We start from the raw sequence: 24,112 nt of genomic DNA, 5'->3' as shown, positions 1-24,112 counted from the left end.
GCCTGCGCGAAACGGGGGCTAGCGGAATCGTACGACAGTGTGATGACAGGCAGATGACAGCATCAGCGGCCGGCGTCGTCCAGCGCCAGCCCCTGTCGCTGGCGTAGCCGCCTCGTCTCGGGCAGGGCCACGAACCCCAGCTCCTCGACGATCGCCTGCCCGGCCGGCGACAGCACCAGGTCGAGGAAGGCCCGCTCGGCGGCCGGCAGCGACTCGCCGGGGGGCAGGTTGAGGTAGAGGTAGAGGTCGCGGGAGAGCGCATAGTCGCCGCGCCGAACCGCCCTCGGGTCGGGGAAGTGGCGCGTCCCCTCGGCATCGCGGCGGGCCAGGGCCTTCACCCCCGGCGTCAGGTGGTTGAGCCCGGCATAGCCGATGGCCCGCGGGTCCTCCGCCACCGCCGCCACCACCGCGGCGGAGCCCGGGTGCTCGTTGACCTCGGGGCGGAAGTGACCGCCGCACAGCGCGACACGCCGGAACAGCGCCTGGGTGCCGGAGGCCGCATTGCGGCCATGCAGGCGGATGCGCCCCTCGGGCTCGTCGAGTCCCAGCTGTCGCCAGCGGTTGATCCCCTCACGCGCCCCGCAGCGCCGTGAGTCGGAAAAGATGGCATCCAGTTCGCGCTCCCCCAGGCTCTCGAGGGGGTTGTGGCGATGGACCACGACCACCAGGGCGTCCCGCGCCACCGCCACTTCCCGCGGTGGATAGCCATGGCGCTCGATGAAGGCCCGACGCTCGGCCTCGTTCATGGGGCGGGACATGGGGCCCAGCCGGGTGGTGCCGGCCACCAGGGCCGGCGGCGCGCTGGCCGACCCGCTGGTCTGCAGCTGCAGGCGGATGCCGGGATGCTGGCGGGTCAGCGCCTCGCCCCAGCGCAGCATCAGCCCCGCCATGGTATCGGAACCCACGGCGCCCAGGGTCCCGGCGACCTGCTGGGCCAGGGCCTGGGGAGCACCGAGCATGGCCAGCAGCAGCCAGGGGGCAAGGCAACGGCGCAGGATGGCAGACATCTCAGCTTCCTCGATGAAGGGGTGAAGCGGGCCGGCAGCGGGGCATCTTGTCGCAATGGTGGTGAACCGGTGGCCTCGCCGTATACCATGGCGAGCTGATAAACGCCCCACAACAACAACCCGAGTCGCTCAGGCTTCCATGACAGACATCGACGATATTCCCGCCCCCCAGGGCCGACTGACCCTCAAGCAGCTGGCCAGTCGCCAGGATACCAACCTTCACGGCGACATCCCCGGCGGCTGGCTGGTCGCCCGCATGGACCAGGCCGCCGAGGTGGCCGCCGGCCGCGAGGCCCGGGGCCGCACGGCCACCGTGGCCATCGAGGCCATGGACTTCCTCTGCCCGGTGCGGGTGGGCTCGATGGTCAATATCTTCACCCGGGTCAGCGAGATCGGCCACAGCTCGATCAAGATCGACGTGGAAGTGTGGATCCGTGCCCCCCATGAACGCGACCCCGACGAGTTGCACAAGGTCACCGAGGCCCGCTTCGTGATGGTCGCCCTGGACGACAACGGGCGGATCCGGGCCGCCCGCCAGGGCGACTGATGCCGTCGCCCTCCCCATCACCATCCCCGTAGCAAGAATGGGCGCCCGCAGGGGCGCCCATGGCGGGAAGGCAGGCGAGGCCGGGCCTCAGGCGCCGACCTTCTCCCGGGTCTTCAGGTAGGCGAACTCGCCCACGTCGGTGAAGCGCTGCACCTTCTGCTGGAAGGCGGTGTAGGAGTCGTAGACCTTCCGCGACTCCTCGTCGGCTTCCACCTGCTTCTGGAGCACCTCCTGGGAGGAGGCGTAAAGCGCTTCCAGTACCTCCTCCGGGAAGGTGCGCAGCTCCACACCATGCTCGCTGACCAGGGTATCGAGCGCCTCGGCGTTGCGCACCGCGAACTCGCTGATCATCGCCAGGTTGGAGGCCATGGCCGCCTCGCTGACCACCGCCTTGAGGTCGTCGGGCAGGGCGTTCCAGGCCTCCAGGTTGACCGTGCCCTCGAGGATGGCGCTGGGCTCGTTCCAGGCCGAGGTGTAGTAGTACTTGGCCACCTGGTGCAGGCCGAAGGCCAGGTCGTTGTAGGGACCGACCCAGTCGGCGGCATCCAGCACGCCGGTCTGCAGGGAGGTGAAGATCTCGGAGCCCGGGGTGTTGACGGTGGTCACGCCGATGCCGTTCATGGCCTCGCCGGCCAGCCCCGGCAGGCGCAGCTTGAGCCCCTGCATGTCCTCCAGCGAGTTGATCTCCTTCTTGAACCAGCCGGCCATCTGGGTGCCGGTATTGCCCACCGGGAAGGGCTTGAGGTTGTGCTTGGCATACACCTCGTCCCAGAGTTCAAGACCGCCCCCATGGTAGAGCCAGGCGTTGGTCTCGGTGGTGTTCATGCCGAAGGGCACGGCGGTGAAGAACTGGGAGGCCAGGGTCTTGCCGCGCCAGTAGTAGGAGGCGGAGTGACCCATCTGGGCGGTGCCCTCGCCCACCGCGTCGAACACCTCCATGGCCGGCACCAGCTCGCCCGCGCCATGCACGCGGACCTTCATGCGGCCACCGGAGAGGCGCTCGATGCGCGCGGCGAAGTCGTTGGCGCCGGTGCCCAGCGCCGGGAAGTTCTTGGGCCAGGAGGTCACCATGTCCCAGGTGATGGTCTCCTGGGCGCTGGCCGTGGAGATGAAGGGGGCGGCGGCGCCGGCGGCGGCACCGGCGCCAAGGGTCTTGAGGCTGTTCTTGAGGAAGAGGCGACGTTGCATGCGAGCGTGACTCCAGGAGGATTATTGTTCCCGCAGTGCCTGCGGGCTAAAGCGTGTCCGCTCGCGAGTATGCGTCAAGGCCGAATTGCCCGGCAAGTGCCCGCACCTGACGTTAACGTCAACGAAAATCAGAGCGGCGTCAGCTTGGCGAACCCCAGCACCAGCCACTTGTCGCCCTCGCCCTCGAAGCTGACCTGGACCCGGGCACGCTCGCCCTCCCCCTCGGCGTTGAGGATCACCCCCTCGCCGAACACCGGGTGGCTGACTCGCTGGCCCAGCGAGAGCGACGGCAGGTCAGCGCCCCCGTCGACCGAGGTCTGCCGCGAGAGCCCCATGGCCGGGCGGCCGGCGGTCACGGGCCGGGAGATCTGGCCGCGCAGCCGCACCTCCTCGAGATACTCTTCGGGCAGTTCGCGCAGGAAGCGCGAGGCGCGCTGGAAGGTCTCCTTGCCGTGCAGGCGGCGCAGCTCGGCGTGGGTCAGGTAGAGCTTGCGCATGGCACGGGTCAGGCCCACGTAGCAGAGCCTCCGCTCCTCCTCCAGGCGCCCCGGCTCCTCCATGGACATCTTGTGCGGGAACAGGCCCTCCTCGACGCCGGCGATGAACACCACCGGGAACTCCAGGCCCTTGGCCGAGTGCAGGGTCATCAGCTGCACGCAGTCCTCGAACTCGTCGGCCTCGTGGTCGCCGGCGTTCAGCGCGGCCTCGGAGAGGAAGGCCTCCAGGGCTGCGGCCCCCTCGCCGGCCTCGGGGGGCTCGAAGCTCTCGCCCTGGGTGAAGGCCTTGGCGGCGGTGACCAGCTCCTCCAGGTTCTCGACCCGGGCCTGCCCCTTCTCGCCCTTCTCGCTGCGATGGTGCTCGACCAGGCCGCTGCGCTCGATCACGTGATCGATGATCTCGTGGAGCGCCAGGCCGGCGGTGTCGTTGTCGAGGCGCTCGATCAGGTCGGCGAAGGCACGCACCGCCGTGGCGGCCCGCCCCTTGAGCGAGGCATCCAGCAGGCTGTCGTGCAGCGCCTGCCACAGCGAGACCTCGCTCTGCCGGGCGCGGTGGCGCAGCACCTCCACGGTGCGGGTGCCGATGCCCCGGGCCGGGACGTTGATCACCCGCTCCAGGGAGGCGTCGTCATCGCGGTTTAGCAGCAGCCTCAGGTAGGCCAGGGCGTTCTTGATCTCCAGGCGCTCGTAGAAGCGCTGGCCGCCGTAGATGCGGTAGGGCACGCCCTGGCGGATCAGGGTCTCCTCCAGCACCCGGGACTGGGCGTTGGAGCGGTAGAGGATGGCGATCTCGCGCCGGTTGAAGCCCTCCTCGACCTTCTCGCGGATGGTGTCGACGATGAAGCGCGCCTCATCCAGGTCGTTGAAGCCCGAGTAGACGGAGATCGGCTCGCCCCTGGCGCCCTCGGTCCACAGCTCCTTGCCCATGCGCTCGCTGTTATGACGGATCAGGGCATTGGCGGCCTCGAGGATGGCGCTGGTGGAGCGGTAGTTCTGCTCCAGGCGCACGGTCTTGGTGGCGGGGAACTCCTGCTCGAAGCGCCGGATGTTCTCGATGCGCGCCCCGCGCCAGCCGTAGATCGACTGGTCGTCGTCGCCCACCACGGTCATCGGGGTCTTCATGCCGGTGAGCAGCTTGAGCCAGGCGTACTGCAGGGTGTTGGTATCCTGGAACTCGTCCACCAGCACATGGCCGAAGCGCGCCTGGTAGTGGGCCAGCAGCGCCGGGTTGTCGCGCAGCAGTTCCAGGCTGCGCAGCAGGAGCTCGCCGAAGTCCACCAGGCCACCACGCTCGCAGGTCAGCTGGTAGCGCTCGTAGAGCTCGACCATCTGGGCCAGGTAGGCATCGCCATGGGCATCGACCTGGTGGGGGCGCAGCCCCTCCTCCTTGCAGCCAGAGATGAACGACTGCACCTGGCGCGGCGGGAAGCGCTCGTCATCGATGCGGTGGTCCTTGAGCAGCCGCTTGACCAGCCGCAGCTGGTCGTCGCTGTCGATGATCTGGAAGTGCTGGGGCAGCCGGGCATCCTGCCAGTGGGTGCGCAGCAGGCGATGGGCGATGGAGTGGAAGGTGCCCACCCAGACATTGCGCAAGGAGATGCCCAGCAGCGCCTCCAGGCGGGTGCGCATCTCGCGGGCCGCCTTGTTGGTGAAGGTCACGGCGAGCACGGCGTAGGGCGAGAGCCCCTCGGCCTGCATCAGCCAGGCGATGCGATGCACCAGCACCCGGGTCTTGCCGGACCCGGCCCCGGCCAGCACCAGCATGTTGCCCTGGGGCGCACTGACGGCCTCACGCTGGGCCGGGTTCATGTGATCGAGAATCGCCGTGACGTCGTCCATGGGGAAGGCATCGCTGCTCGGAAAATGGGCCGATAGCTTAGCATATCGCGCCCGGCGGAGCCGGACGCGCCGAGCACGGTACCCCTGAAGCACAAGGGTCAGCCAAGGGGTTTCCTTGTCACTTGCTCCTTGATGCTGGTAGCGGGCCGCAGGCCTAGGGCTTGCCCTCCTGCTCAGGAAAGCGCAGCGGGTTGAGGCTCTTCTTCACTTCGCGGAGCTGCTCGGCGAGTTTCGGGCCACGGGTCTTGGCCACGCCCACCGCCAGCACGTCGATGAGCACCAGGTGGGCGATGCGCGAGCTCATCGGGGTATAGATCTCGGTGTCCTCGTGGACATCGATATAGAGCGGCAGCGTGACCTCCTCGGCCAGCGGCGAGCCGCTGGGGCAGAGGCCGATCACCGTGGCGCCAGCCTCGCGGGCCAGACGCACGCTGGCCACCAGCGCCCGGGTGCGGCCGGTCTGGGAGATCGCCACCACCACGTCACCCTCCTTTAGGGTCACCGCCGACATGTTCTGCATGTGCGGGTCGGCGTAGGCCGCCGTGGAGATCTGCAGGCGGAAGAACTTGTGCTGGGCATCGAAAGCCACCGCGCCGGAGGCGCCGAAGCCATAGAACTCCACCCGGTTGGCCATGGCCAGGGCATTGATGGCCTGGCTCAGCGCCTCGTTGTCGAGCCGGTCGCGCACCGAGAGCAGGGTGCCCACGGTGGAATCGAAGATGCTCTGGGAGAATTCCGCCACCGAGTCGCTGTCATTCATCGAGAACTGGGCGAACTGGCTGCCCGAGGCCAGCATCTGCGCCAGCTGGAGCTTGAAGTCCTGGAAGCCGTTGCATCCCAGGGCGCGGCAGAAGCGCACCACGGTGGGCTCGCTGACCTTGGCCTCGGTGGCCAGGTCGACGATGCGCATGTGGATCACTTCCTCTGGCTGGCGCAGCACGAAGCGCGCCACCTTCTGCTCGGAGCGGCGGAAGTGCTCCATGCGACGTCTCATCTCATCGAACAGGGCGCGGCTCACGCGGGACTCCTTGCGGACTTGCCGCCCCGCGACGAGGGCGGAACGGCGGAACGATTGGCGGGTTCATCTTCACAGTATGCCCCAAGCCGGCGACCGATGCGCAGTTCGGCACCTGGGTACGGCGGGAAGCCGCGCAGGCGGCGAGCGTTGGCACAGCGTTGTGCGCTCGCAGCAGGCGCCGTCATCATTCTGTCAAGTGGGGTATAGTAAGACATGCAGTGTCGCGAATCTTTTAGGAGAGTCGATCATGCGCAATGTCGAACGGTTATCCTCCCTCAAGAGTGAGCTTCTCGACATCTTCATGAGCATGGAAGTCGTCGAACACGAGCAGCGTTCACGCACCGCCGCCCAGCGCAACCTGCGCGCCCGGCGCGGCATCGAACTGCACAACGAATTCAAGCGCCTGAGCCGGGACATCGCGCCGCTCCCCGACGAGGAGCTGGCGGAAGACGAGATGCACTGAGACCGCATCACGCAACGAGCCCCGCCGGGGCGGGGCTCGTCGAGGGCTTACTGCGCCGGAGCGTGCGGCGCTCCCGTCTCACAGGCTCGAGACGAAGACCAGAATCACGCCCACCGGTGCCACGAAGCGGGACACCAGGTGCCACAGCGTCGCCTGCCCGCCGGAGAGGTTCAGCTCGGCCGCCACGCTGTCGCGGTCCAGCCGCCAGGCCACGAACAGGATGGCCCCCAGGCCGGTCAGCGGCAGCATGAACTTGCTGGTCAGGGTGTCCAGGAAGTCGAAGATGTTCAGGCCCGCAATCGACAGCTCGCTCCAGACGTTGAACGACATCAGCGCCGCGATACCCAGTGCCCATACCGCCACGCCGCCCACCAGGGTGGCCGCCACGCGGGAGAGCGGGGTGCGTTCCTCCATCAGCTCCACCACCGGCTCCAGCAGCGAGATCGCCGAGGTCAGCGCGGCGAAGGTCAGCAGCAGGAAGAACATCAGGCCGAGGATCATGCCACCGGTCATGTTGCCGAAGGCCAGCGGCAGGGTGACGAAGATCAGGCCGGGTCCCTCGCCCGGGCTCAGGCCGTTGGCGAAGACGATGGGGAAGATGGCCAGGCCCGCCAGCAGGGCGATGGTGGTATCCAGGATGATCACCGTCCGGGCCGTGCCGATCAGGTTGACGTCCTCGCCCAGGTAGGAGCCGTAGGCCATCATGATGCCCATGCCCAGCGACAGGGTGAAGAAGGCCTGTCCCATGGCAGCCAGCACCACCTCGCCGGTGACCGCGCCCCAGTCGGGGCTGAACATGAAGGCCAGCGCCTCGCCGAAATGGCCGGTGGTCATGCCATAGCCCACCAGCACCAGCATCAGCACCACCAGTGCCGGCATCAGGGTGCGCACGGCGCCCTCCAGGCCCTTGGTGACGCCACGCGCCACGATCCAGACCACCAGCGCCATGAAGGCGGTATGCCACAGGGTCAGGGCCACGGGGTTGCCCAGCAGGCCATTGAAGATCTCACCGACGCCGTCGGCGTCCTGGCCGGTAAAGGCGCCGGTCACCGAACCGAGGGTATAGGAGAGCGACCAGCCACCGATCACGCTGTAGAAGGAGAGGATCAGGAAGGCGGCCAGCACCCCGCTGGCTCCGACCAGTGCCCAGGCGGGCAGGCGGCCGTTCTTGCGGGCCAGGTCGACCATGGAGTTGATCGGGTTTTCCTGGCCGCGGCGGCCGATCAGCCATTCCGCCACCAGGATCGGCAGGCCCACCAGGGCCACACAGGCCAGGTAGATGAGCACGAAGGCCGCGCCCCCGCTGTCACCCACCATGTAGGAAAAGCGCCAGATATTGCCCAGCCCCACCGCCGAACCGGTGGCAGCCAGGATGAAGGCCATCTTCGATGACCACTGTGCGTGGGAGAGTTTCGACATGTTTCACCCTGAGTGTACGTGTCGCCAACGGCCGATCCGGCGCGATGACGGCTTGTGCTTGTCATTGCCACGTCCAGGGCGCCATGGGTCACACGACGCCGTCCAGAGCATGACAGGATCCAGGCAGGATCGCTGCCGTGTCGCATCTCGCACGTCCCGGGCCGGTGCGGCAAGGAACGGGAGAATGCCTGGGTGCCCGATACTCGCAAGATCCACGCGGGTTATGCGCAGGATCCAGTCAATATCCATGGGTATTGGCACACCGACCCGTAAAACTATCCGATCAAACGCTCGATGGCCAGTCACGGCGGCAAGATTATTGCCTCCCCCTTTGGGCGTAGAGCGACGGCCTGAGGCGCCCCTAGAAGAGCGTCGTCTGGCGCTCGCCGGCAAAGGCCTCGAGGGAAGGGAGTGAACAGTGTTCGCAAAGCCGCGAATGCAGGCGTCGTGCCAGTTCCGGCGCCCCGCGATTGTCCGGCGTATGCACCATCAGGTAAGGGGTTTTCCCCTGATTTATCCACAGGATGAGACGGTCGATCCAGGGCGTGAAACAGCGCTCGTTGAGGTCGTCGTCGAGGTGGCCGATGAAGCGCACCAGCGGGCAGTCTCCCGTGGAAAGCACGTGTAATGGGACTCTCGGCTTCTCGGCCTGGGCGTGCTGGAGCCCCGGATGGGTGCCGGGGGCGGTGGCGAAGAGCGGGCGCACGTCGAGCATCACACGGTTAGCGCCAAAAGTTATCAACATTCGGTTGAGGACCTTCTCGGCCCTCCCCTTGTGGAAAAATTCCCTGTGGCGCACTTCCACCGCACAGGGAATCCCTGCCGGCCAGCGTGCCAGCAGATGTTCCAGCCGCGGCAGCTCGTCGGGGCCGAAATCCCGGGGCAGCTGGACCATCATCGGGCCGAGCCGGTCATGCAGCGGCGAGAGTGCCTCGAGGAAGGCATCGAGGTCGGCCTCGATGGCGGCGAGACGCCGTTCGTGGGTCAGGCTCGCCGGCAGCTTGAAGCAGAAGCGAAAGCCCGGCGGTGCCTGGCGGGCCCAGGCCGCCACCGTCTCGGCCCGCGGGGCACCACTGTAGAAGGTGGTGTTGCCCTCCACGGTGGGGAACACCCGGGCGTAGTCGGCCAGCCAGCCCTGATTGCCGCCATGGGGCGGATAGAAGCCGCCGCGCCAGTCGGGATTGGCCCACATGGGCAGCCCCAGGTGAAGGCGCGGCGGAGCATCCAGCGGGCTCACTCCACGGTGACGGACTTGGCCAGGTTGCGCGGCTGGTCCACGTCGGTGCCCTTGAGCACCGCCACGTGGTAGCTGAGCAGCTGAAGCGGCAGGGTATAGAGGATCGGCGCCAGCGCCTCGTGCACATGGGGCAGGCGCAGCACGTGCACGTGCTCCTCCTCGTTCAGCCCCACCTGCTCGTCGGCGAAGACGAAGAGCTCGCCACCCCGGGCGCGCACCTCCTGAAGGTTCGACTTGAGCTTGTCGAGGAGCTCGTCGTTGGGCGCCACGGAGATGACCGGCATCTCGCTGTCGACCAGCGCCAGCGGACCGTGCTTGAGCTCGCCCGCCGGGTAGGCCTCGGCATGGATATAGGAGATCTCCTTGAGCTTGAGCGCACCCTCCAGGGCGATGGGAAAGTGGGCGCCGCGGCCCAGGAAGAGGGCATGGTGCTTCTCGGCGAAGGCCATGGAGAGCCGCTCGATGGCCGGGTCCAGTTCCAGCACCCGTGCCACCAGGCCGGGCAGTTCACGCAGCCCCTGGACCAGGCTTGCCTGCTCGGCCTCGGCCAGGCCCCGTACCCGGCCCAGTGCCAGGGTCATCAGCATCAGGGCGGTGAGCTGGGTGGTGAAGGCCTTGGTGGAGGCCACGCCGATCTCGGGCCCGGCCTGGGTCATCAGGGTCAGGTCCGACTCGCGCACCAGCGAGCTGCCCGGCACGTTGCAGATCGCCAGGCTGGCCAGATAGCCGCGCTCCCGCGCGAAGCGCAGCGCCGCCAGGGTATCGGCGGTCTCGCCGGACTGGGAGAGGGTGACGAAGAGGGTTCCCTCCGGCACCACCACCTGGCGATAGCGATACTCCGAGGCCACCTCCACCTGCACCGGCAACCCGGCATAGCGCTCGAGCCAGTAGCGGGCCACCATGCCGGCATGGTAGCTGGTGCCGCAGGCGACGATATGGACCTGCCTGACCTGCCCGAAGAGGGCCTCGGCCTCGGGGCCGAAACTCTCCACCAGCACCGAGCGCTCGCCCAGGCGCCCCTCCAGGGCGGCCGCGATCACCATCGGCTGCTCATGGATCTCCTTGAGCATGAAGTGGCGATAGTCGCCCTTGCTGGCCGCCCCGTCGCCATGCTCGAAGGTGTGCACCTCACGCTCGACCGCCATGCCCCGGGCATCGAACACCTCGATGCGCCCGCCGGCGGAGAGGCGCACCGCGTCTCCTTCCTCGAGGTAGATGAAGCGGTCGGTGACCTGCAGCAGGGCCAGGGGGTCGGAGGCCAGGAAGGCCTCGTCGATACCCACCCCCACCACCAGCGGGCTGCCCTTGCGGGCGCCGATGACGACGTCGGGTTCCTCGGCATGGATCACCCCCAGCGCATAGGCACCGTCCAGCCGGGCCAGTACCCGCCGAACGGCGGTGAGCAGGTCACCGGCCTCACGACTCTCCCGCTCCAGCAGGTGGGCGATCACCTCGGTGTCGGTCTCGGAGGTGAAGGCGTAGCCCTCGGCCTCGAGCTCGCGCCGCAGCGCCTCATGGTTCTCGATGATGCCGTTGTGCACCACCGCCAGCCGCTCGCCGGACTGGTGCGGGTGGGCATTGGCCTCGCTGGGGCGGCCGTGGGTCGCCCAGCGGGTATGGGCGATCCCGCTGTGTCCCGGCAGCGGCTCGTCGACCAGGCGCTCCTCCAGGGCCGCCACCTTGCCCAGGGCACGCCGTCGCTGCAGGCGTCCCTCCGGGGCGAGCACCGCCATGCCGGCGGAGTCATAGCCGCGATACTCCAGGCGCTTGAGCCCCTCCAGCAGGATGCCCTGGACGTTGCGTTGGGCAACGGCACCGACGATTCCACACATATGACCTCTCCTCAGGGTTCCTGGCGCTTGGTCGGCCGCGGCCAGTCGGCCTTGCTCACCTGGCGGCCCCGGGAGACGGCCAGGGCGTTGTCGGCGACATCCTTGCTGATGGTCGAACCGGCGCCCACGGTGGCGCCGCGGCCGACGCTGACCGGCGCCACCAGCGCCGTGTTGGAGCCGATGAAGGCCTCGTCGCCGATCTCGGTACGGTGCTTGTTGACGCCATCGTAGTTGCAGGTGATGGTCCCGGCGCCGACGTTGACATCATGCCCGAGCCGGGCGTCGCCCACATAGCTCAGGTGGTTGATCTTGCTGCCCTCGCCCACCTCGACGTTCTTGGTCTCGACGAAGTTGCCGACCTTGGCCCCCACCGCCAGCCGCGAGCCGGGGCGCAGCCGGGCGAAGGGGCCGATGCGATTGCGCCCGGCCACCACCGCCCCGTCGAGGACGCTGTGGGAGTCGATCACGCTCTCGGCGCCGACATGGCTGTCGCGGATCACGCAGTGGGGCCCGATGCGCACCCCCTCGCCCAGCTCCACCTCGCCCTCGAAGACGCAGCCCACGTCGATCTCCACGTCATGACCGCAGGTCAGCCGGCCACGCACGTCGAGGCGCGACGGGTCGGCCAGCGCCACCCCCTGCTCCATCAGTCGCTCGGCGATGTCGTGCTGGTGGGCGCGCTCCAGGCGGGCCATCTGGGCGCGGTTGTTGACGCCCTCGACCTCCAGCGGTCGCGCCGGCTGGGCGGTGGCGATGCTCACCCCCTCGGCGGCGGCCATGGCGATGATGTCGGTCAGGTAGTACTCGCCCTGGGCGTTGTCGGCGGAGAGACGCGGCAGCCAGCGGCGCAGCTGGGCGGCGGTCATGGCCATGATGCCGGTATTGCACTCGCGCACGGCCCGCTCGGACTCGGAGGCATCCTTGTGCTCGACGATGGCCACCACCTCACCGGCCGCGTTGCGCAGGATACGCCCGTAGCCCGCGGGGTCCTCCAGGGTCACGGTGAGCAGACCCAGGTGCCGCTCGTCGACATGGGCAAGCAGCTCGACCAGGGTCTCGCGCCGGATCAGCGGCACGTCGCCGTAGAGCACCAGCACCTTGCCCTCGCCGAGCGCCTCCAGCGTCTGGGCCACGGCATGGCCGGTACCCTTCTGCTCGACCTGCAGGGCGAAGTGCACCCGGCAGTCGGCCAGTGCCTCGCGGACCTGCTCGGCCCCGTGGCCCACCACCACATGGGTGCGCTCGGCCTCGAGCCCCCGGGCGGTGTCGATCACGTGACGCACCATCGGCTTGCCGGCCAGCCGGTGCAGCACCTTGGGCCGGGTCGAGCGCATGCGGGTTCCCTGCCCCGCTGCCAGTATCACCACGTCGAGCGTCATCATGACTCCTTGTGCTGGTTCGTCTGATCCCGTCTATTCTAGGGGGCGTCCCGCCTCTCCCGCCATGTCTAGGGGCGGCCCGCTTCCGCCGCCGCGCCGGCTGCCGGTCCATCGACCACGGTGACGCCGAGGCCGTCGACGGCCTCGCGGCCGAAATGGTCCACGAAGGCCGGGCTGGCGAGGCTCGCCCAGCCCTCGCCCTGGCGCACCAGCATCAGCACCGCGAGCGAGCGCTCCCGGGCCAGCGCCATGCCCGCCTCCTCGCCGAGCACCAGCAGGGCGGTGGCCCAGGCGTCGGCCCAGGCGTCGGAGGGGTGGACGACGGTCACCGAGGCCAGGCGATGATCGATGGGCCGGCCGGTGCGCGGGTCCAGGGTGTGGGAGTAGCGCTGGCCGTCGTGTTCAAAGTAGTTGCGGTAGTCGCCGGAGGTGGCCACCGCGATGTCCTCCAGCGGCAGCACATGCCGGGCGGCCTGGGGGCCATCCCGGGGGATCTCGACGCCGATGCGCCAGGGCTCGGACTCGGCGTCGCGATGGCCGCGCACCCTGACCTCCCCGCCCAGGTTGACCAGGTAGTGCTCGATCTCCTGCCGGGTCAGGTAGGCCGCGACCCGGTCGGTGGCATGGCCCTTGGCCACGCCGGAGAGGTCGACGAAGACATCGCGCAGGCGCCGGGCCTGGAACGCCTGCTCGTCGACCTCCAGGCTGTCGGGGCCGATCTCGGCCAGTCGGGCGGCCAGGGTGGCCTCGTCCGGTACCTCCCGCGGACGCGCCTCGGGCCCGAAGCTCCACAGGTTGACCAGCCCGCCGATGGTCATGTCGAAGGCCCCGTCGCTGGTCTCGGCCACCGACTGGCCGATGGCCAGCACCTCGATCAGCGCGTCGGAGAGCGGCTGCCACTTGCCCAGCGGTGCCTCGTTGAAGGCCATCAGCTCGGAATCCTCTCGCCAGGTGGACATGGCCGCATCCACCGCCTCAAGCTCGGCCTGGATGCCCTCCTCCAGTTCATTGGCCTCTCCCTGGGTCAGGGGGTCGGCGATGGTCACCTGGTAGAAGGTGCCGAAGGTCTCTCCCTCCAGGGTCACCGGCGAGTCCAGTGGCCGGTCGCGTTCGGAGCAGCCCGCCATCACGAGGATCAGCAGGAGCAGCCACAGGGAACGCCAGACGCTCATGACGGGGAACCTCCGAATAGCCAGATCAGGGCCACACCCAGCACCAGGCGGTAGACCACGAAGGGCTGCATGCCGATACGCTTGATGAAGACCAGGAAGAAGTGGATGCAGAGATAGGCACTGATGCCCGAGAGCAGCGCCCCCATGATCAGGGCGCCCCAGTCCACCGGTCCGGGGGCGCCGGCGAGCCCGACGATCTCCAGGCCACCGGCCAGCACGATCACCGGGATCGACAGCAGGAAGGAGAAGCGTGCCGCGCTCTCCCGGTTCAGGCCCAGCAGCAGTCCTGCGGTCATGGTGATGCCGGAACGGGAGGTGCCGGGGATCAGCGCCAGGGCCTGGGCCAGGCCGATCCAGAGGGCATCCTGCCAGCTCAGGTGATACTCGTTTCGCGAGCCGCGGCGTCGCCAGTCGGCGTAGGCGAGCAGCAGGCCGAAGCCGATCAGGCCCCCGGCGATGACCAGCGGCGAGCGCATGACGACCTCGATGGTGTCCTTAAAGGCCAGCCCCGCGACCCCCACCGGGATGGTGGCGAGGATCACCCACCAGGCCAGACGCGCCTCCTCATCGGTGCCGCGCCCCGTCACGCTTCGACACCAGCTGGCGGTCATGCCGACCAGCTCATGGCGGAAGTAGAGCACCACCGCGCTCAGGCTGCCGATGTGCAGGGCGACGTCGAAGGCCAGGCCCTGGTCGTTCCAGTCGGTGAAGACCGGCACCAGGATCAGGTGAGCGGAGCTGGAGATCGGCAGGAACTCGGTCAATCCCTGAACGATCGAGAGGACAACGATCTGTAGCCAGTCCATGGAACGGTCCGTGTGGGTGGAAGTCGCCGACACCTCGGCGGAAGCAGAGGATACACATCCGCGGCCCGGATGTCCGCCGCCAGGGGGTCAGACGCCCGACAGCATGGCGGTGGCGAAGCCGAAGTAGATCACTACCCCCGAGGCATCGATCACGGTCGTCACCAGCGGCGCCGAGGCAGTGGCCGGGTCCCAGCCCAGGCGGTCGAGCACGAAGGGCAGGCACATGCCCAGCAGGCTGCCGAACAGCACGATACAGATCATGCTCACCGCCACCACCATCGCCACCGCCTCACCGCCGCGGATCACCCCGATGGGCGCCACGGCCAGCGCCATGGTCAGCCCCAGGGAGCCGGCCACCAGCAGCTCGCGGCCCAGCAGCTTGCCCCAGTCCTTGACGCCCACGTCGCCGGTGGCCATGCCGCGCACCATCAGGGTGGCGGCCTGGGCGCCGGCGTTGCCGCCGCTGCCGATCAGCAGCGGCAGGAAGAAGACCAGCGCCACCTGGGCGGCGATGGTCTCCTCGAAGTAGGCGATGCCGGCCCCGGAGAAGAGGTTGCCGAACACCAGCAGCACCAGCCAGGTGACCCGCTTGCGGTAGAGGCTCCACAGCGGCACCCGGCTGACCCCGTCCTCCAGCGCGCCGATGGACATCCCCTTGTGGATATCCTCGGTGGCCTCGGACTCCACCACGTCCATGGCGTCATCATGCGTGACGATGCCCACCAGGCGCCGCTCGGCGTCGACCACCGGCAGGGCCAGCAGGTCGTAGCGAGCAACGGTGCGTGCCACCTCCTCCTGGGCCTCGTCGACGCTGGCGCTGATCACGTCCTTGATCATCAGGTCGTCGATCAGCGCACCGGGGCGCGCCACCATCAGCTGGCGCAGCGACAGGGTGCCGGCCAGGCGCCCCTCGGGATCGACGATATAGAGCTGGTAGACCGTCTCGGCATCCGGGGCCGTCTGCCGCACCCGCATCAGGGCGCGGGAGACGGTCATCCCCGTCGGGATGGCCACGTAGTCCGCGGTCATGATCGCCCCGGCAGTGCCCTCCTCGTAGCTGGCCAGCCGCTTGAGTTCCTCGCGCTCGCGGTGGGCCATGCGCCGCAGCAGGGCCTCGCGCCGATCCTCGTCCAGCACCTTGAACAGGTCGGTCCGCTCGTCGGAGCCCATCTCCTCGAGCAGCAGCAGCAGCGCCTTGTCCTCCATCGCCTCGGCGACCGCCCGCTGCTCCTCGCCTGGCAGGTAGCCCAGCACATTGGCACGCCGCTCGAGGGGCAGGCCGTCGAGCAGCGCCAGGGCCACCGGCAGGCCCTCCTCGTCCTCGCCCAGGGCGTCCTCGACGAGCTCGCCGATGTCCGCCGACCGCAGCTCGCCCAGCAGCACGCCGAGCCGATCGTCGTCCTCCTCCTCCAGGGCGGTCATCAGCGCCGTACGGTGCGGCTGCAGGGTGTCATCGAGGGACATGGCTATCCTCCTGTGAACGCCGTGTCGTCAACCGGTGGCCGCCAGAGACGACAACGCCCCCCGGACACTGGGTACGGGGGGCGCGGTCGACGGCACGAGGCGGGATCAGCCCTTGCCGGCCTTCTTGCGCAGTTGCTGGATCGTGCGCAGCTGGGCGGCAGCCTCGGCCAGTTCGGCCGATGCCCGGGTGTAGTCCAGCTCGGCGGACTTGTCGTTGAGGCTCTTCAGCGCATGCTGACGTGCCTCCTCGGCCGCCGCCTCATCGAGGTCATGGGCGCGGGTGGCCGCGTCGGCCAGGATGGTCACCACATCCGGCTGGACTTCCAGGAAGCCTCCCGAGACATAGTAGTTCTCCTCCTGGCCGCCATCATGGATCACGCGCACCGGGCCCGGCTTGAGCTCGGTCAGCAGCGGGGCGTGGCCGGGGAGGATCCCCAGCTCGCCCATGCGCCCGGTGGCGATGACCCGCTCGATCTGGCCGGAGAAGATCCCCTCCTCGGCGCTGACGATCTCGCACTTGAAGCTTTTCGTCATGACGACGTCTCCCAGGTAGACGGGATTACTTCATCTGGTTGGCTTTCTCGACGGCCTCGTCGATGGTGCCGACCATGTAGAAGGCCTGCTCCGGCAACTCGTCGTACTCGCCGTCGAGGATGCCCTGGAAGCCGCGGATGGTGTCCTTGAGGGACACGTACTTGCCGGGCGACCCGGTGAACACCTCGGCCACGAAGAACGGCTGCGACAGGAAGCGCTGGATCTTGCGCGCCCGGGAGACGGCCAGCTTGTCCTCGTCGGACAGCTCGTCCATGCCCAGGATCGCGATGATGTCCTTGAGCTCCTTGTAGCGCTGCAGCACGTTCTGCACGCCGCGGGCGGTGTTGTAGTGCTCCTCGCCGACGACCAGCGGGTCGAGCTGGCGCGAGGTGGAGTCCAGCGGATCGATAGCCGGATAGATACCCAGCTCGGCGATGGAGCGCGCCAGTACCACGGTGGCGTCCAGGTGCGAGAAGGTGGTCGCCGGCGACGGGTCGGTCAGGTCGTCCGCGGGCACGTAGACGGCCTGCACGGAGGTGATCGAGCCGGTCTTGGTGGAGGTGATGCGCTCCTGGAGCACACCCATCTCCTCGGCCAGGGTCGGCTGGTAACCCACCGCGGAGGGCATCCGGCCCAGCAGGGCGGAGACCTCGGTCCCGGCCAGGGTGTAACGGTAGATGTTGTCGACGAACAGCAGCACGTCGCGGCCTTCATCGCGGAACTTCTCGGCGATGGTCAGGCCGGTCAGCGCCACGCGCAGGCGGTTGCCGGGCGGCTCGTTCATCTGGCCGTAGACCAGCGACACCTTGTCGATGACGTTGGACTCGGTCATCTCGTGGTAGAAGTCGTTACCCTCGCGGGTACGCTCGCCGACCCCCGCGAAGACCGAGTAGCCGCTGTGCTCGGTGGCGATGTTGCGGATCAGCTCCATCATGTTGACGGTCTTGCCCACGCCGGCGCCGCCGAACAGGCCGACCTTGCCGCCCTTGGCGAACGGGCAGACCAGGTCGATGACCTTGATGCCGGTCTCGAGCAGCTCGTTGGAGGCCGCCTGGTCGGCGTAGCCCGGGGCCTTGCGGTGGATCGGCATGCGCTCTTCTTCGCCGATCTCGCCCGCCTCGTCGATGGGCTCGCCGAGCACGTTCATGATGCGGCCCAGCGTCGCCTTGCCCACCGGCACGGAGATGGCCGCGCCGGTGTTGGCGACGTCCATGCCGCGCTTGAGCCCCTCGGTGGAGCCCATGGCGATGGTGCGCACCACGCCGTCACCCAGCTGCTGCTGGGTCTCGAGAATGGTCTCGACATCCGAGACCTTCAGCGCGTCGTAGACCTTGGGCACGTTGTCCCGCGGAAACTCTACGTCAATCACCGCGCCGATGATTTGTACGATACGTCCGCTCATCTTGGTTCCTCTCAAATACCTGAAAATGAAACCTGCATGCCGGGAGGGCCATGGCCTCCCCTGGCGCTATACGGCGGCGGCACCACCGACGATCTCGGAGATTTCCTGGGTAATGGCCGCTTGACGGGCCTTGTTGTACACCAGCTCCAGGTCGTCGATGAGATTGCCGGCGTTGTCGGTGGCACTCTTCATGGCGATCATCCGCGCGGCCTGCTCGCAGGCCCCGTTCTCGACCACCGCCTGGTAGACCTGCGATTCGACGAATCGCACCAGCAGGCTATCCAGCAGCGCCTTGGCATCCGGCTCATACAGGTAGTCCCAGCTACCGGGACGCGTGTCTTCTTCGTCGTGCGAATCCGTGCCCATATCGGGCGACAGGGGCAACAGCTGGCGGACCACCGGCTTCTGGGTCATGGTGTTGACGAACTCGTTGTACACCACGAACAGGCGGTCCAGCTCGCCCTCGTCATAGGCATCCAGCATCACCTTCACGCTGCCGATCAGGTCCTCGACCTCGGGCGACTCGCCCAGGCCGCTCTTCGCCGCGACGAGGTTGCCCCCGTAGCTCTTGAAGAAGGTGCCGGCCTTGGAGCCCAGGGCACAGAAGTCGAGCTCCGCGCCCTGGTCGCGCCACGCCCGGGCATCCTTGACCACGGCCTTGAACAGGTTGACGTTCAGGCCGCCACACAGGCCACGGTCGGTGGAGACCACGATATAGCCCACCCGCTTGGCGTCGCGCTCGACCATCCAGGGGTGACGGTACTCCGGGTTGGCATCGGCGACATGCGAGACCACGTTGCGGATCTGACGCGCATAGGGCTGGCTGGCCTTCATCAGGTCCTGGGCCTTGCGCATCTTCGACGCCGCGACCATTTCCATGGCGCTGGTGATCTTCTGCGTGTTCTTGATGCTCCCGATCTGGGTGCGTATCTCTTTTGCAGCTGCCATAGCGATCTACTCCGTTCGTGGCACTCAGAAAGCTCCAGGGCCCGCCCCGCAAGCGGGACGGGCCAACGGGATTACCAGCTCTGAGTGGCCTTGAACTTGTCGAGACCCTCTTTCAGCCCTTCCTGGATCTCGCTGCTGTAGTCGCCGGTCTGGTTGATCTTGTCGAGCAGCTCGGCGTGTTCGGCCTTCATGAAGTCGCGCAGGGCACGCTCGAAGTCCAGCACCTTGTTGACCTCGACCTCCTCCAGGTAGCCCTCGTTGGCGGCATACAGGGAGAGGGCCATCTCGGCCACGGACATCGGCGAGTACTGGTTCTGCTTCATCAGCTCGGTGACGCGCTGACCATGCTCCAGCTGCTTGCGGGTGGCCTCGTCCAGGTCGGAGGCGAACTGGGCGAAGGCCGCCAGCTCGCGGTACTGGGCCAGGGCCAGGCGCACGCTGCCGCCGAGCTTCTTGATGATCTTGGTCTGGGCCGAACCGCCGACACGGGACACCGAGAGGCCGGCGTTGATCGCCGGACGGATGCCCGAGTTGAACAGGTCGGTCTCGAGGAAGATCTGACCGTCGGTGATGGAGATCACGTTGGTCGGCACGAAGGCCGAGACGTCACCACCCTGGGTCTCGATGATCGGCAGGGCCGTCAGCGAGCCGGTCTTGCCCTTCACCTCGCCGTTGGTGAACTTCTCGACGTAGTCGGCGTTCACGCGAGCGGCACGCTCGAGCAGGCGGGAGTGGAGGTAGAAGACGTCACCCGGGAAGGCCTCGCGGCCCGGCGGACGGCGCAGCAGCAGGGAGACCTGGCGATAGGCCACGGCCTGCTTGGAGAGGTCATCGTAGACGATCAGCGAGTCTTCGCCGCGGTCGCGGAAGTACTCGCCCATGGTGCAGCCGGAGTAGGCCGCGAGGAACTGCATCGGGGCCGGGTCGGCGGCGCCGGCGGCGACCACGATGGTGTGCTCCATCGCGCCGTGCTCCTCGAGCTTGCGCACCACGTTGGCAATGGTCGACTGCTTCTGGCCGATGGCCACGTAGACGCAGGTGATGCCCTTACCTTTCTGGTTGATGATGGCATCGATGGCGATGGCCGACTTGCCGATCTGGCGGTCGCCGATTATCAGCTCACGCTGGCCGCGGCCGATCGGCACCATGGCGTCGATGGACTTGAGGCCGGTCTGCACCGGCTGGTCGACCGACTGGCGGGTGATGACGCCGGGGGCGACCTTCTCCACCGCATCGGTCATCTTGGCGTTGATGTCGCCCTTGCCATCGATGGGGTTGCCGAGGGCATCGACCACGCGGCCGACCAGCTCGGGGCCCACCGGCACCTCGAGGATACGGCCGGTGCACTGGGCGGTCATGCCCTCTTCGAGCTGCAGGTAGTCGCCCAGCACCACGGCGCCCACGGAGTCACGCTCGAGGTTGAGCACCATGCCGAAGATGCTGCCGGGGAACTCGATCATTTCACCGAACATCGCGTCCTCGAGGCCGTGAACTTTCACGATGCCGTCGGAGACGCTGACGATGGTGCCCTGATTGCGGGCTTCGGATGCGACATCCAGCTTCTCGATACGCTGCTTGATGATGTCGCTGATCTCGGAAGGATTCAGTTGCTGCATGCCATGTCCCTCAGACTCAAGCGGTAAGGGCTTCGGAGAGGCGCGTCAGTCGACCGCGTACCGACCCGTCGATGACGGTGTCGCCGGCACGCAGGATGACACCACCGAGAAGCGCGGAGTCCACCTGAGTGGTAATGGAGATTTCGCGATTCAGGCGCTTCTTGAGCGCACCGGCGAGCTTGTTCTGCTGCTTGTCGTCGAGCGGGTAGGCCGAGACCACGGTGACATCGACGCGCTTCTCGAGCTCGGCGCGCAGCCGCTCGAACTGTTCGGCGATGGCCGTCAGGGCCGGCAGGCGGCCCTTCTCGCCCAGAGTGTCGAGGAAGCGACGCGCCGCCTCGTCGATGTCGATGTCCGCCAGCTCCAGCAACAGGGCCACCTTGCGCTCGGCGGCCAGGCCCGGATGGGTCAGAAGCTTCTCGACATCACGCACGGCGACGACTCGACCCAGCGTGACCAGCCAGCCGGACCAGGCATCCAGTACCTGCTGGTCACGGGCATAGTCGAACGCTGCCTTGGCATAGGGTCGTGCGACGGTAGACAGTTCCGCCATGGGTCACCTCCTCACAGTTCGGCGGCAAGCTTGTCGAGCAGCTTGCGATGTGCCTTCTCGTCGACGGAGGCTTCAAGAACCCGCTCGGCCCCGGAGACCGCCAGATGCGATACCTGGGCGCGCAGCTCGTCTTTGGCACGCTGGACTTCCTGGTCGATCTCGGCTCGCGCGGATGCCACGATGCGCTCACCTTCGGCGCGGGCCTGCTCGCGGGCCTCCTCGATCATCTGCGAGGAGCGCTTGTTGGCCTGCTCGAGGATCTGGGAAGCCTGCTCCTTGCTCTCACGCAGGGTGGCGTCCGCCTTCTCCTGGGCGAGCTCGAGGTCGCGGGAAGCCCGACTGGCCGCATCGAGGCCATCGGCGATCTTGCGCTGCCGCTCGTGGAGCGCGTTGCTGATCGGCGGCCACACAAACTTTATGCAGAACCAGACAAAGATCGCGAAGGCGATCGTCTGCCCGATAAGCGTCATGTTGATATTCACAGGGATGTACCTCTGACTGGTTCGTGGCGACCGGAAACAGGCAAACCGAGCGCAGGGCGCCCGGTATGCGGCACGTTAACCGGCGACAACGAAGATCAGGTACATCGCGATACCGACACCGATCATCGGCACGGCGTCCAGCAGGCCGGCCATCAGGAAGGTCTTGGTCTGCAGCTGGTCACCCAGCTCCGGCTGGCGCGCGGTGGATTCCAGCAGCTTGCCGCCGAGGATGGCGAAGCCGATGCCGGTACCGAGGGCGCCCAGACCGATCATGAGGGAGGCAGCAATGTAGACGAGTTCCATGGTGGTGCTCCTAGTTTCTCGAGTTGAGGTTCAAGGTTGGGGGTTGATCAAGTGTTGCGCGTTTCAGTGATGTTCGTGCGCCTGGCTCAGGTAGACGACGGACAGCACGGTGAAGATGAAGGCCTGGAGCGTGATGACCAGGATGTGGAAGATCGCCCAGGGCACGTTCAGCGTCCACATCACCCAGAACGGCAGCAGGGCGATGAGGATGAAGATCACCTCGCCGGCGAACATGTTGCCGAAGAGACGCAGGCCGAGGCTGAGCGGCTTCACCAGCAGGCCGATCACTTCCATGATCAGGTTGAAGGGAATCAGCGACCAGTGGTTGAAGGGCGTGAGCGAGAGCTCCTTGGCGAAGCCCCCCACGCCCTTGACCTTGAGACTGTAGTAGATGATCAGCAGGAAGACGCCGATCGCCATGCCCAGGGTGGCATTGGGATCGGTGGTGGGCACCATCTTCATGTAGTCGATGCCGAGGCGCACGAAGATCTCGGGCACATAGTCCACCGGGATCAGCTTGAGCAGGTTCATCAGGAAGATCCAGACGAACAGCGTCAGCGCCAGCGGCGCGATCACCGGGTTGCGGCCATGGAAGGCCCCGTGGACGGTGTTCTCGACGAACTCGAAGACCATCTCGACGAGGTTCTGCAGGGTGCCCGGCACGCCGGTGGTCGCCACCTTGCCGGCCTTGCGGAACAGCCAGATGAACAGCGCGCCCATGGCGATGGACCAGCCCATGGTATCCAGGTGCAGGGCCCAGAAGCCCATCTCCTGCGCCTCGGCGGCGGAGTGCGCCATCGACCAGCCGTTCTCGGGATGATAGCCGAAGGTCAGATTCTGCAGGTGGTGCTGTATATACTCGGTCGGCGAGGGGTTGTTGCCAGCCATGGATCTGCCTCTCGTTGGGGTCGGTCATTCACGCAGTAGCCAGGGAGCCAGCCAGTGCATGAAGTGGACCGCCACGTATGCGCCAAAGAAAAAAGCCAGGTTTGAGGGGGGTACTGACGCGAATACCAGGGCGAACAGTGCCACCGTCAAACCGAGCTTGCCCGCCTCGGCCCGATAGAAGCTGGACACGAAGCGCCTTGCCTGTCGGCCGCCCCCCAGAACGCCGAGTCGCCAGACGAAATAGAGATTGGGAAGAAGACAGACGAGACCACCGGTCACTGCCGAGAGGGCTGCCTCCTGCCCGCCGGCCACCAGGCCGAGAAGCGCCATGGCGACGACGACGCCTCCCTGAGCCTGCAGCAGTCGGCGATAGTTGGGTCGCCGTCTCGCCGCCGGGTGGCTAGCCATGGGTCACTCGCCATGTCCTATGCAACGGGCCGCGACCCACAGGCAAACAACCGCGGATTATAGGGAACCCCCCCCGGCCCTTCAACCAGAGCGACGCCGATTCCGGCGATATGGGATCCGTCTTCGACCAAAGGGGGACGGATTGTCGACAGTAGCGGCAAGGTCCCACGCCCAACCGGCTCATCGGATATGCTCCAGGATGCCGTCGAGCTCGTCGAGGCTGGCGTAGCGAATGGTCACCCGCCCCTTGCCCCCGCGGCCGTGCTGGATCTTGACGGGCGCCCCGAGCACCTCGGCGAGCCGCGTCTCGAGGCCGGCCACGTCCGCGGACGGCGCCTCGCGCCGCGGCCTGGCGGGTTCCCCGTTGGCCAGGCGCTTGACCAGCGCCTCGGTGTCACGAACCGTCAGGTCCTTGTTGACCACCTCATGGGCGGCCTTGCGCTGCTTGGCGCCGGAGAGCGCCAGCAGGGCACGGGCGTGGCCCATGTCCAGGTCCCCGCGCTCGAGCAGGGTCTGCACCTCGGGGTCCAGCGTCAGCAGCCGCAGCAGGTTGGCCACCTGGGCACGGGAGCGGCCCACGGCATCGGCCACCTGCTGCTGGGTGAGGGCGAACTCCTCGAGCAGCCGCTTGAGGGCCATCGCCTCCTCGACGGGGTTGAGGTCCTCGCGCTGGATGTTCTCGATCAGCGCCAGCGCCAGCGCGACCTCGTCGCTGACCTCGCGGATCACCGCGGGAATCACGTCGAGCTCGGCGAGCTGGGCGGCGCGCCAGCGACGCTCGCCGGCGATGATCTCGTAGCGTGCCTCGCCGACGGGACGGACCACGATGGGCTGCATCACGCCCTGGGCGCGAATCGAATCGGCCAGCTCCTCGAGGGCCTCGGGCTGGATGTCACGACGCGGCTGGTACTTGCCGCGGGAGAGCTGCCCCAGCGGCAGCCGCTCGAGGCGCTCCTCGGCGGGGCTTTCCGGCACTTCCGGGACCGGCGTGGCCTCGCTCGTGTCGACCTCGGGCAGGTCAAGGCTTTCACGGCGGCGGGCGTTGGCACCGATCAGGGCATCCAGGCCGCGTCCCAGGGCGCGTTTACGCGTCATCGACATTCCCTCATC

Annotated in this window: 23 protein-coding genes; 2 read left to right on the top strand and 21 right to left on the bottom strand. The window is 67.5% G+C overall.

Annotation, left to right across the window (positions count from 1 at the left end; all coding sequences use genetic code 11):
- Positions 1 to 62 precede the first annotated feature (62 nt).
- A complete protein-coding gene (locus DFP85_RS14555; RefSeq protein WP_133637168.1) occupies positions 63 to 1,007 on the bottom strand; it encodes a phosphate ABC transporter substrate-binding protein in 945 nt (314 codons plus the stop codon).
- 139 nt (positions 1,008 to 1,146) lie between these two features.
- Here DFP85_RS14555 and DFP85_RS14550 point away from each other — a divergent pair, with 139 nt between their 5' ends.
- Positions 1,147 to 1,554: an acyl-CoA thioesterase gene (locus tag DFP85_RS14550; protein ID WP_106229642.1), complete on the top strand. Its 408-nt coding sequence runs from the start codon at positions 1,147 to 1,149 to the stop codon at positions 1,552 to 1,554.
- An 87-nt stretch (positions 1,555 to 1,641) separates the two neighbouring features.
- Here the strand turns inward: DFP85_RS14550 and DFP85_RS14545 are convergent, their stop codons facing one another.
- The 3 genes from DFP85_RS14545 to hexR all read right to left on the bottom strand — a co-directional run bounded on the left by DFP85_RS14545 (position 1,642) and on the right by hexR (position 6,096).
- On the bottom strand, positions 1,642 to 2,742 hold the full coding sequence (locus DFP85_RS14545) for a TRAP transporter substrate-binding protein (RefSeq protein ID WP_133637167.1): 1,101 nt from the start codon (positions 2,740 to 2,742) through the stop codon (positions 1,642 to 1,644).
- A gap of 128 nt (positions 2,743 to 2,870) precedes the next feature.
- Positions 2,871 to 5,078 (bottom strand): DNA helicase II, encoded by a 2,208-nt coding sequence (gene uvrD / locus DFP85_RS14540; RefSeq protein WP_133637166.1) that lies wholly within the window; start codon positions 5,076 to 5,078, stop codon positions 2,871 to 2,873.
- Between the two features lie 154 nt (positions 5,079 to 5,232).
- Positions 5,233 to 6,096, bottom strand: coding sequence for a transcriptional regulator HexR (gene hexR, locus DFP85_RS14535; RefSeq protein WP_133637165.1), 864 nt, complete (start codon positions 6,094 to 6,096; stop codon positions 5,233 to 5,235).
- Between the two features lie 247 nt (positions 6,097 to 6,343).
- Between hexR and DFP85_RS14530 the strand changes: the two genes are divergently transcribed.
- Positions 6,344 to 6,559, top strand: coding sequence for a PA3496 family putative envelope integrity protein (locus DFP85_RS14530; RefSeq protein ID WP_106231186.1), 216 nt, complete (start codon positions 6,344 to 6,346; stop codon positions 6,557 to 6,559).
- Between the two features lie 78 nt (positions 6,560 to 6,637).
- On the opposite strand, the gene DFP85_RS14525 is transcribed toward DFP85_RS14530, so the two are convergent.
- The 17 genes from DFP85_RS14525 to DFP85_RS14445 all read right to left on the bottom strand — a co-directional run bounded on the left by DFP85_RS14525 (position 6,638) and on the right by DFP85_RS14445 (position 24,097).
- Complete coding sequence (locus DFP85_RS14525) at positions 6,638 to 7,978, bottom strand: sodium-dependent transporter (RefSeq protein WP_133637164.1); 1,341 nt, start codon at positions 7,976 to 7,978, stop codon at positions 6,638 to 6,640.
- A 361-nt stretch (positions 7,979 to 8,339) separates the two neighbouring features.
- Positions 8,340 to 9,170, bottom strand: a complete 831-nt coding sequence (locus DFP85_RS14520) for a DUF72 domain-containing protein (protein WP_133637163.1) — start codon at positions 9,168 to 9,170, stop codon at positions 8,340 to 8,342.
- Between the two features lie 41 nt (positions 9,171 to 9,211).
- Complete coding sequence (gene glmS, locus DFP85_RS14515) at positions 9,212 to 11,047, bottom strand: glutamine--fructose-6-phosphate transaminase (isomerizing) (RefSeq protein ID WP_133637162.1); 1,836 nt, start codon at positions 11,045 to 11,047, stop codon at positions 9,212 to 9,214.
- A gap of 11 nt (positions 11,048 to 11,058) precedes the next feature.
- Positions 11,059 to 12,426 (bottom strand): bifunctional UDP-N-acetylglucosamine diphosphorylase/glucosamine-1-phosphate N-acetyltransferase GlmU, encoded by a 1,368-nt coding sequence (gene glmU / locus DFP85_RS14510; RefSeq protein WP_133637161.1) that lies wholly within the window; start codon positions 12,424 to 12,426, stop codon positions 11,059 to 11,061.
- Positions 12,427 to 12,494: 68 nt separating this feature from the next.
- Positions 12,495 to 13,598 carry an FAD:protein FMN transferase gene (locus DFP85_RS14505; protein ID WP_133637160.1) on the bottom strand — a complete coding sequence of 368 codons (1,104 nt, stop codon included), beginning with the start codon at positions 13,596 to 13,598 and terminating at the stop codon, positions 12,495 to 12,497.
- On the bottom strand, positions 13,595 to 14,404 hold the full coding sequence (locus DFP85_RS14500) for an undecaprenyl-diphosphate phosphatase (RefSeq protein ID WP_133637159.1): 810 nt from the start codon (positions 14,402 to 14,404) through the stop codon (positions 13,595 to 13,597). Before DFP85_RS14500 ends, DFP85_RS14505 begins: the two co-directional genes overlap by 4 nt.
- An 87-nt stretch (positions 14,405 to 14,491) precedes the next feature.
- Positions 14,492 to 15,826 carry a magnesium transporter gene (gene mgtE / locus DFP85_RS14495; protein ID WP_424955095.1) on the bottom strand — a complete coding sequence of 445 codons (1,335 nt, stop codon included), beginning with the start codon at positions 15,824 to 15,826 and terminating at the stop codon, positions 14,492 to 14,494.
- 147 nt (positions 15,827 to 15,973) lie between these two features.
- Positions 15,974 to 16,402 carry a F0F1 ATP synthase subunit epsilon gene (locus tag DFP85_RS14490; protein ID WP_133637157.1) on the bottom strand — a complete coding sequence of 143 codons (429 nt, stop codon included), beginning with the start codon at positions 16,400 to 16,402 and terminating at the stop codon, positions 15,974 to 15,976.
- Between the two features lie 25 nt (positions 16,403 to 16,427).
- The gene (gene atpD, locus DFP85_RS14485) at positions 16,428 to 17,804 is read right to left on the bottom strand and encodes a F0F1 ATP synthase subunit beta (RefSeq protein ID WP_106231177.1); all 1,377 of its coding nucleotides are present in this window, start codon (positions 17,802 to 17,804) and stop codon (positions 16,428 to 16,430) included.
- A gap of 66 nt (positions 17,805 to 17,870) precedes the next feature.
- Positions 17,871 to 18,752 carry a F0F1 ATP synthase subunit gamma gene (atpG, locus tag DFP85_RS14480; RefSeq protein WP_106231176.1) on the bottom strand — a complete coding sequence of 294 codons (882 nt, stop codon included), beginning with the start codon at positions 18,750 to 18,752 and terminating at the stop codon, positions 17,871 to 17,873.
- Between the two features lie 71 nt (positions 18,753 to 18,823).
- Positions 18,824 to 20,368 (bottom strand): F0F1 ATP synthase subunit alpha, encoded by a 1,545-nt coding sequence (gene atpA, locus DFP85_RS14475; RefSeq protein WP_133637156.1) that lies wholly within the window; start codon positions 20,366 to 20,368, stop codon positions 18,824 to 18,826.
- Positions 20,369 to 20,384: 16 nt separating this feature from the next.
- On the bottom strand, positions 20,385 to 20,921 hold the full coding sequence (locus DFP85_RS14470; protein WP_133637155.1) for a F0F1 ATP synthase subunit delta: 537 nt from the start codon (positions 20,919 to 20,921) through the stop codon (positions 20,385 to 20,387).
- Between the two features lie 11 nt (positions 20,922 to 20,932).
- The gene (locus DFP85_RS14465; RefSeq protein WP_106231173.1) at positions 20,933 to 21,403 is read right to left on the bottom strand and encodes a F0F1 ATP synthase subunit B; all 471 of its coding nucleotides are present in this window, start codon (positions 21,401 to 21,403) and stop codon (positions 20,933 to 20,935) included.
- A 75-nt stretch (positions 21,404 to 21,478) separates the two neighbouring features.
- Positions 21,479 to 21,706, bottom strand: coding sequence for a F0F1 ATP synthase subunit C (gene atpE / locus DFP85_RS14460; protein WP_023006402.1), 228 nt, complete (start codon positions 21,704 to 21,706; stop codon positions 21,479 to 21,481).
- 63 nt (positions 21,707 to 21,769) lie between these two features.
- On the bottom strand, positions 21,770 to 22,594 hold the full coding sequence (atpB, locus tag DFP85_RS14455) for a F0F1 ATP synthase subunit A (protein WP_133637154.1): 825 nt from the start codon (positions 22,592 to 22,594) through the stop codon (positions 21,770 to 21,772).
- 24 nt (positions 22,595 to 22,618) lie between these two features.
- Entirely contained in the window at positions 22,619 to 23,002 is a 384-nt protein-coding gene (locus DFP85_RS14450) for an ATP synthase subunit I (RefSeq protein ID WP_133637153.1), read from the bottom strand.
- A gap of 180 nt (positions 23,003 to 23,182) precedes the next feature.
- The gene (locus DFP85_RS14445) at positions 23,183 to 24,097 is read right to left on the bottom strand and encodes a ParB/RepB/Spo0J family partition protein (RefSeq protein ID WP_133637152.1); all 915 of its coding nucleotides are present in this window, start codon (positions 24,095 to 24,097) and stop codon (positions 23,183 to 23,185) included.
- Positions 24,098 to 24,112: the final 15 nt, after the last annotated feature.

The organism is Halomonas ventosae, from assembly GCF_004363555.1.
GTDB classification, from domain to species: Bacteria; Pseudomonadota; Gammaproteobacteria; order Pseudomonadales; family Halomonadaceae; genus Halomonas; species Halomonas ventosae.
Note: the sequence above shows the minus strand (reverse complement) of the source record. Positions and strands in the feature narration are given on the sequence as shown.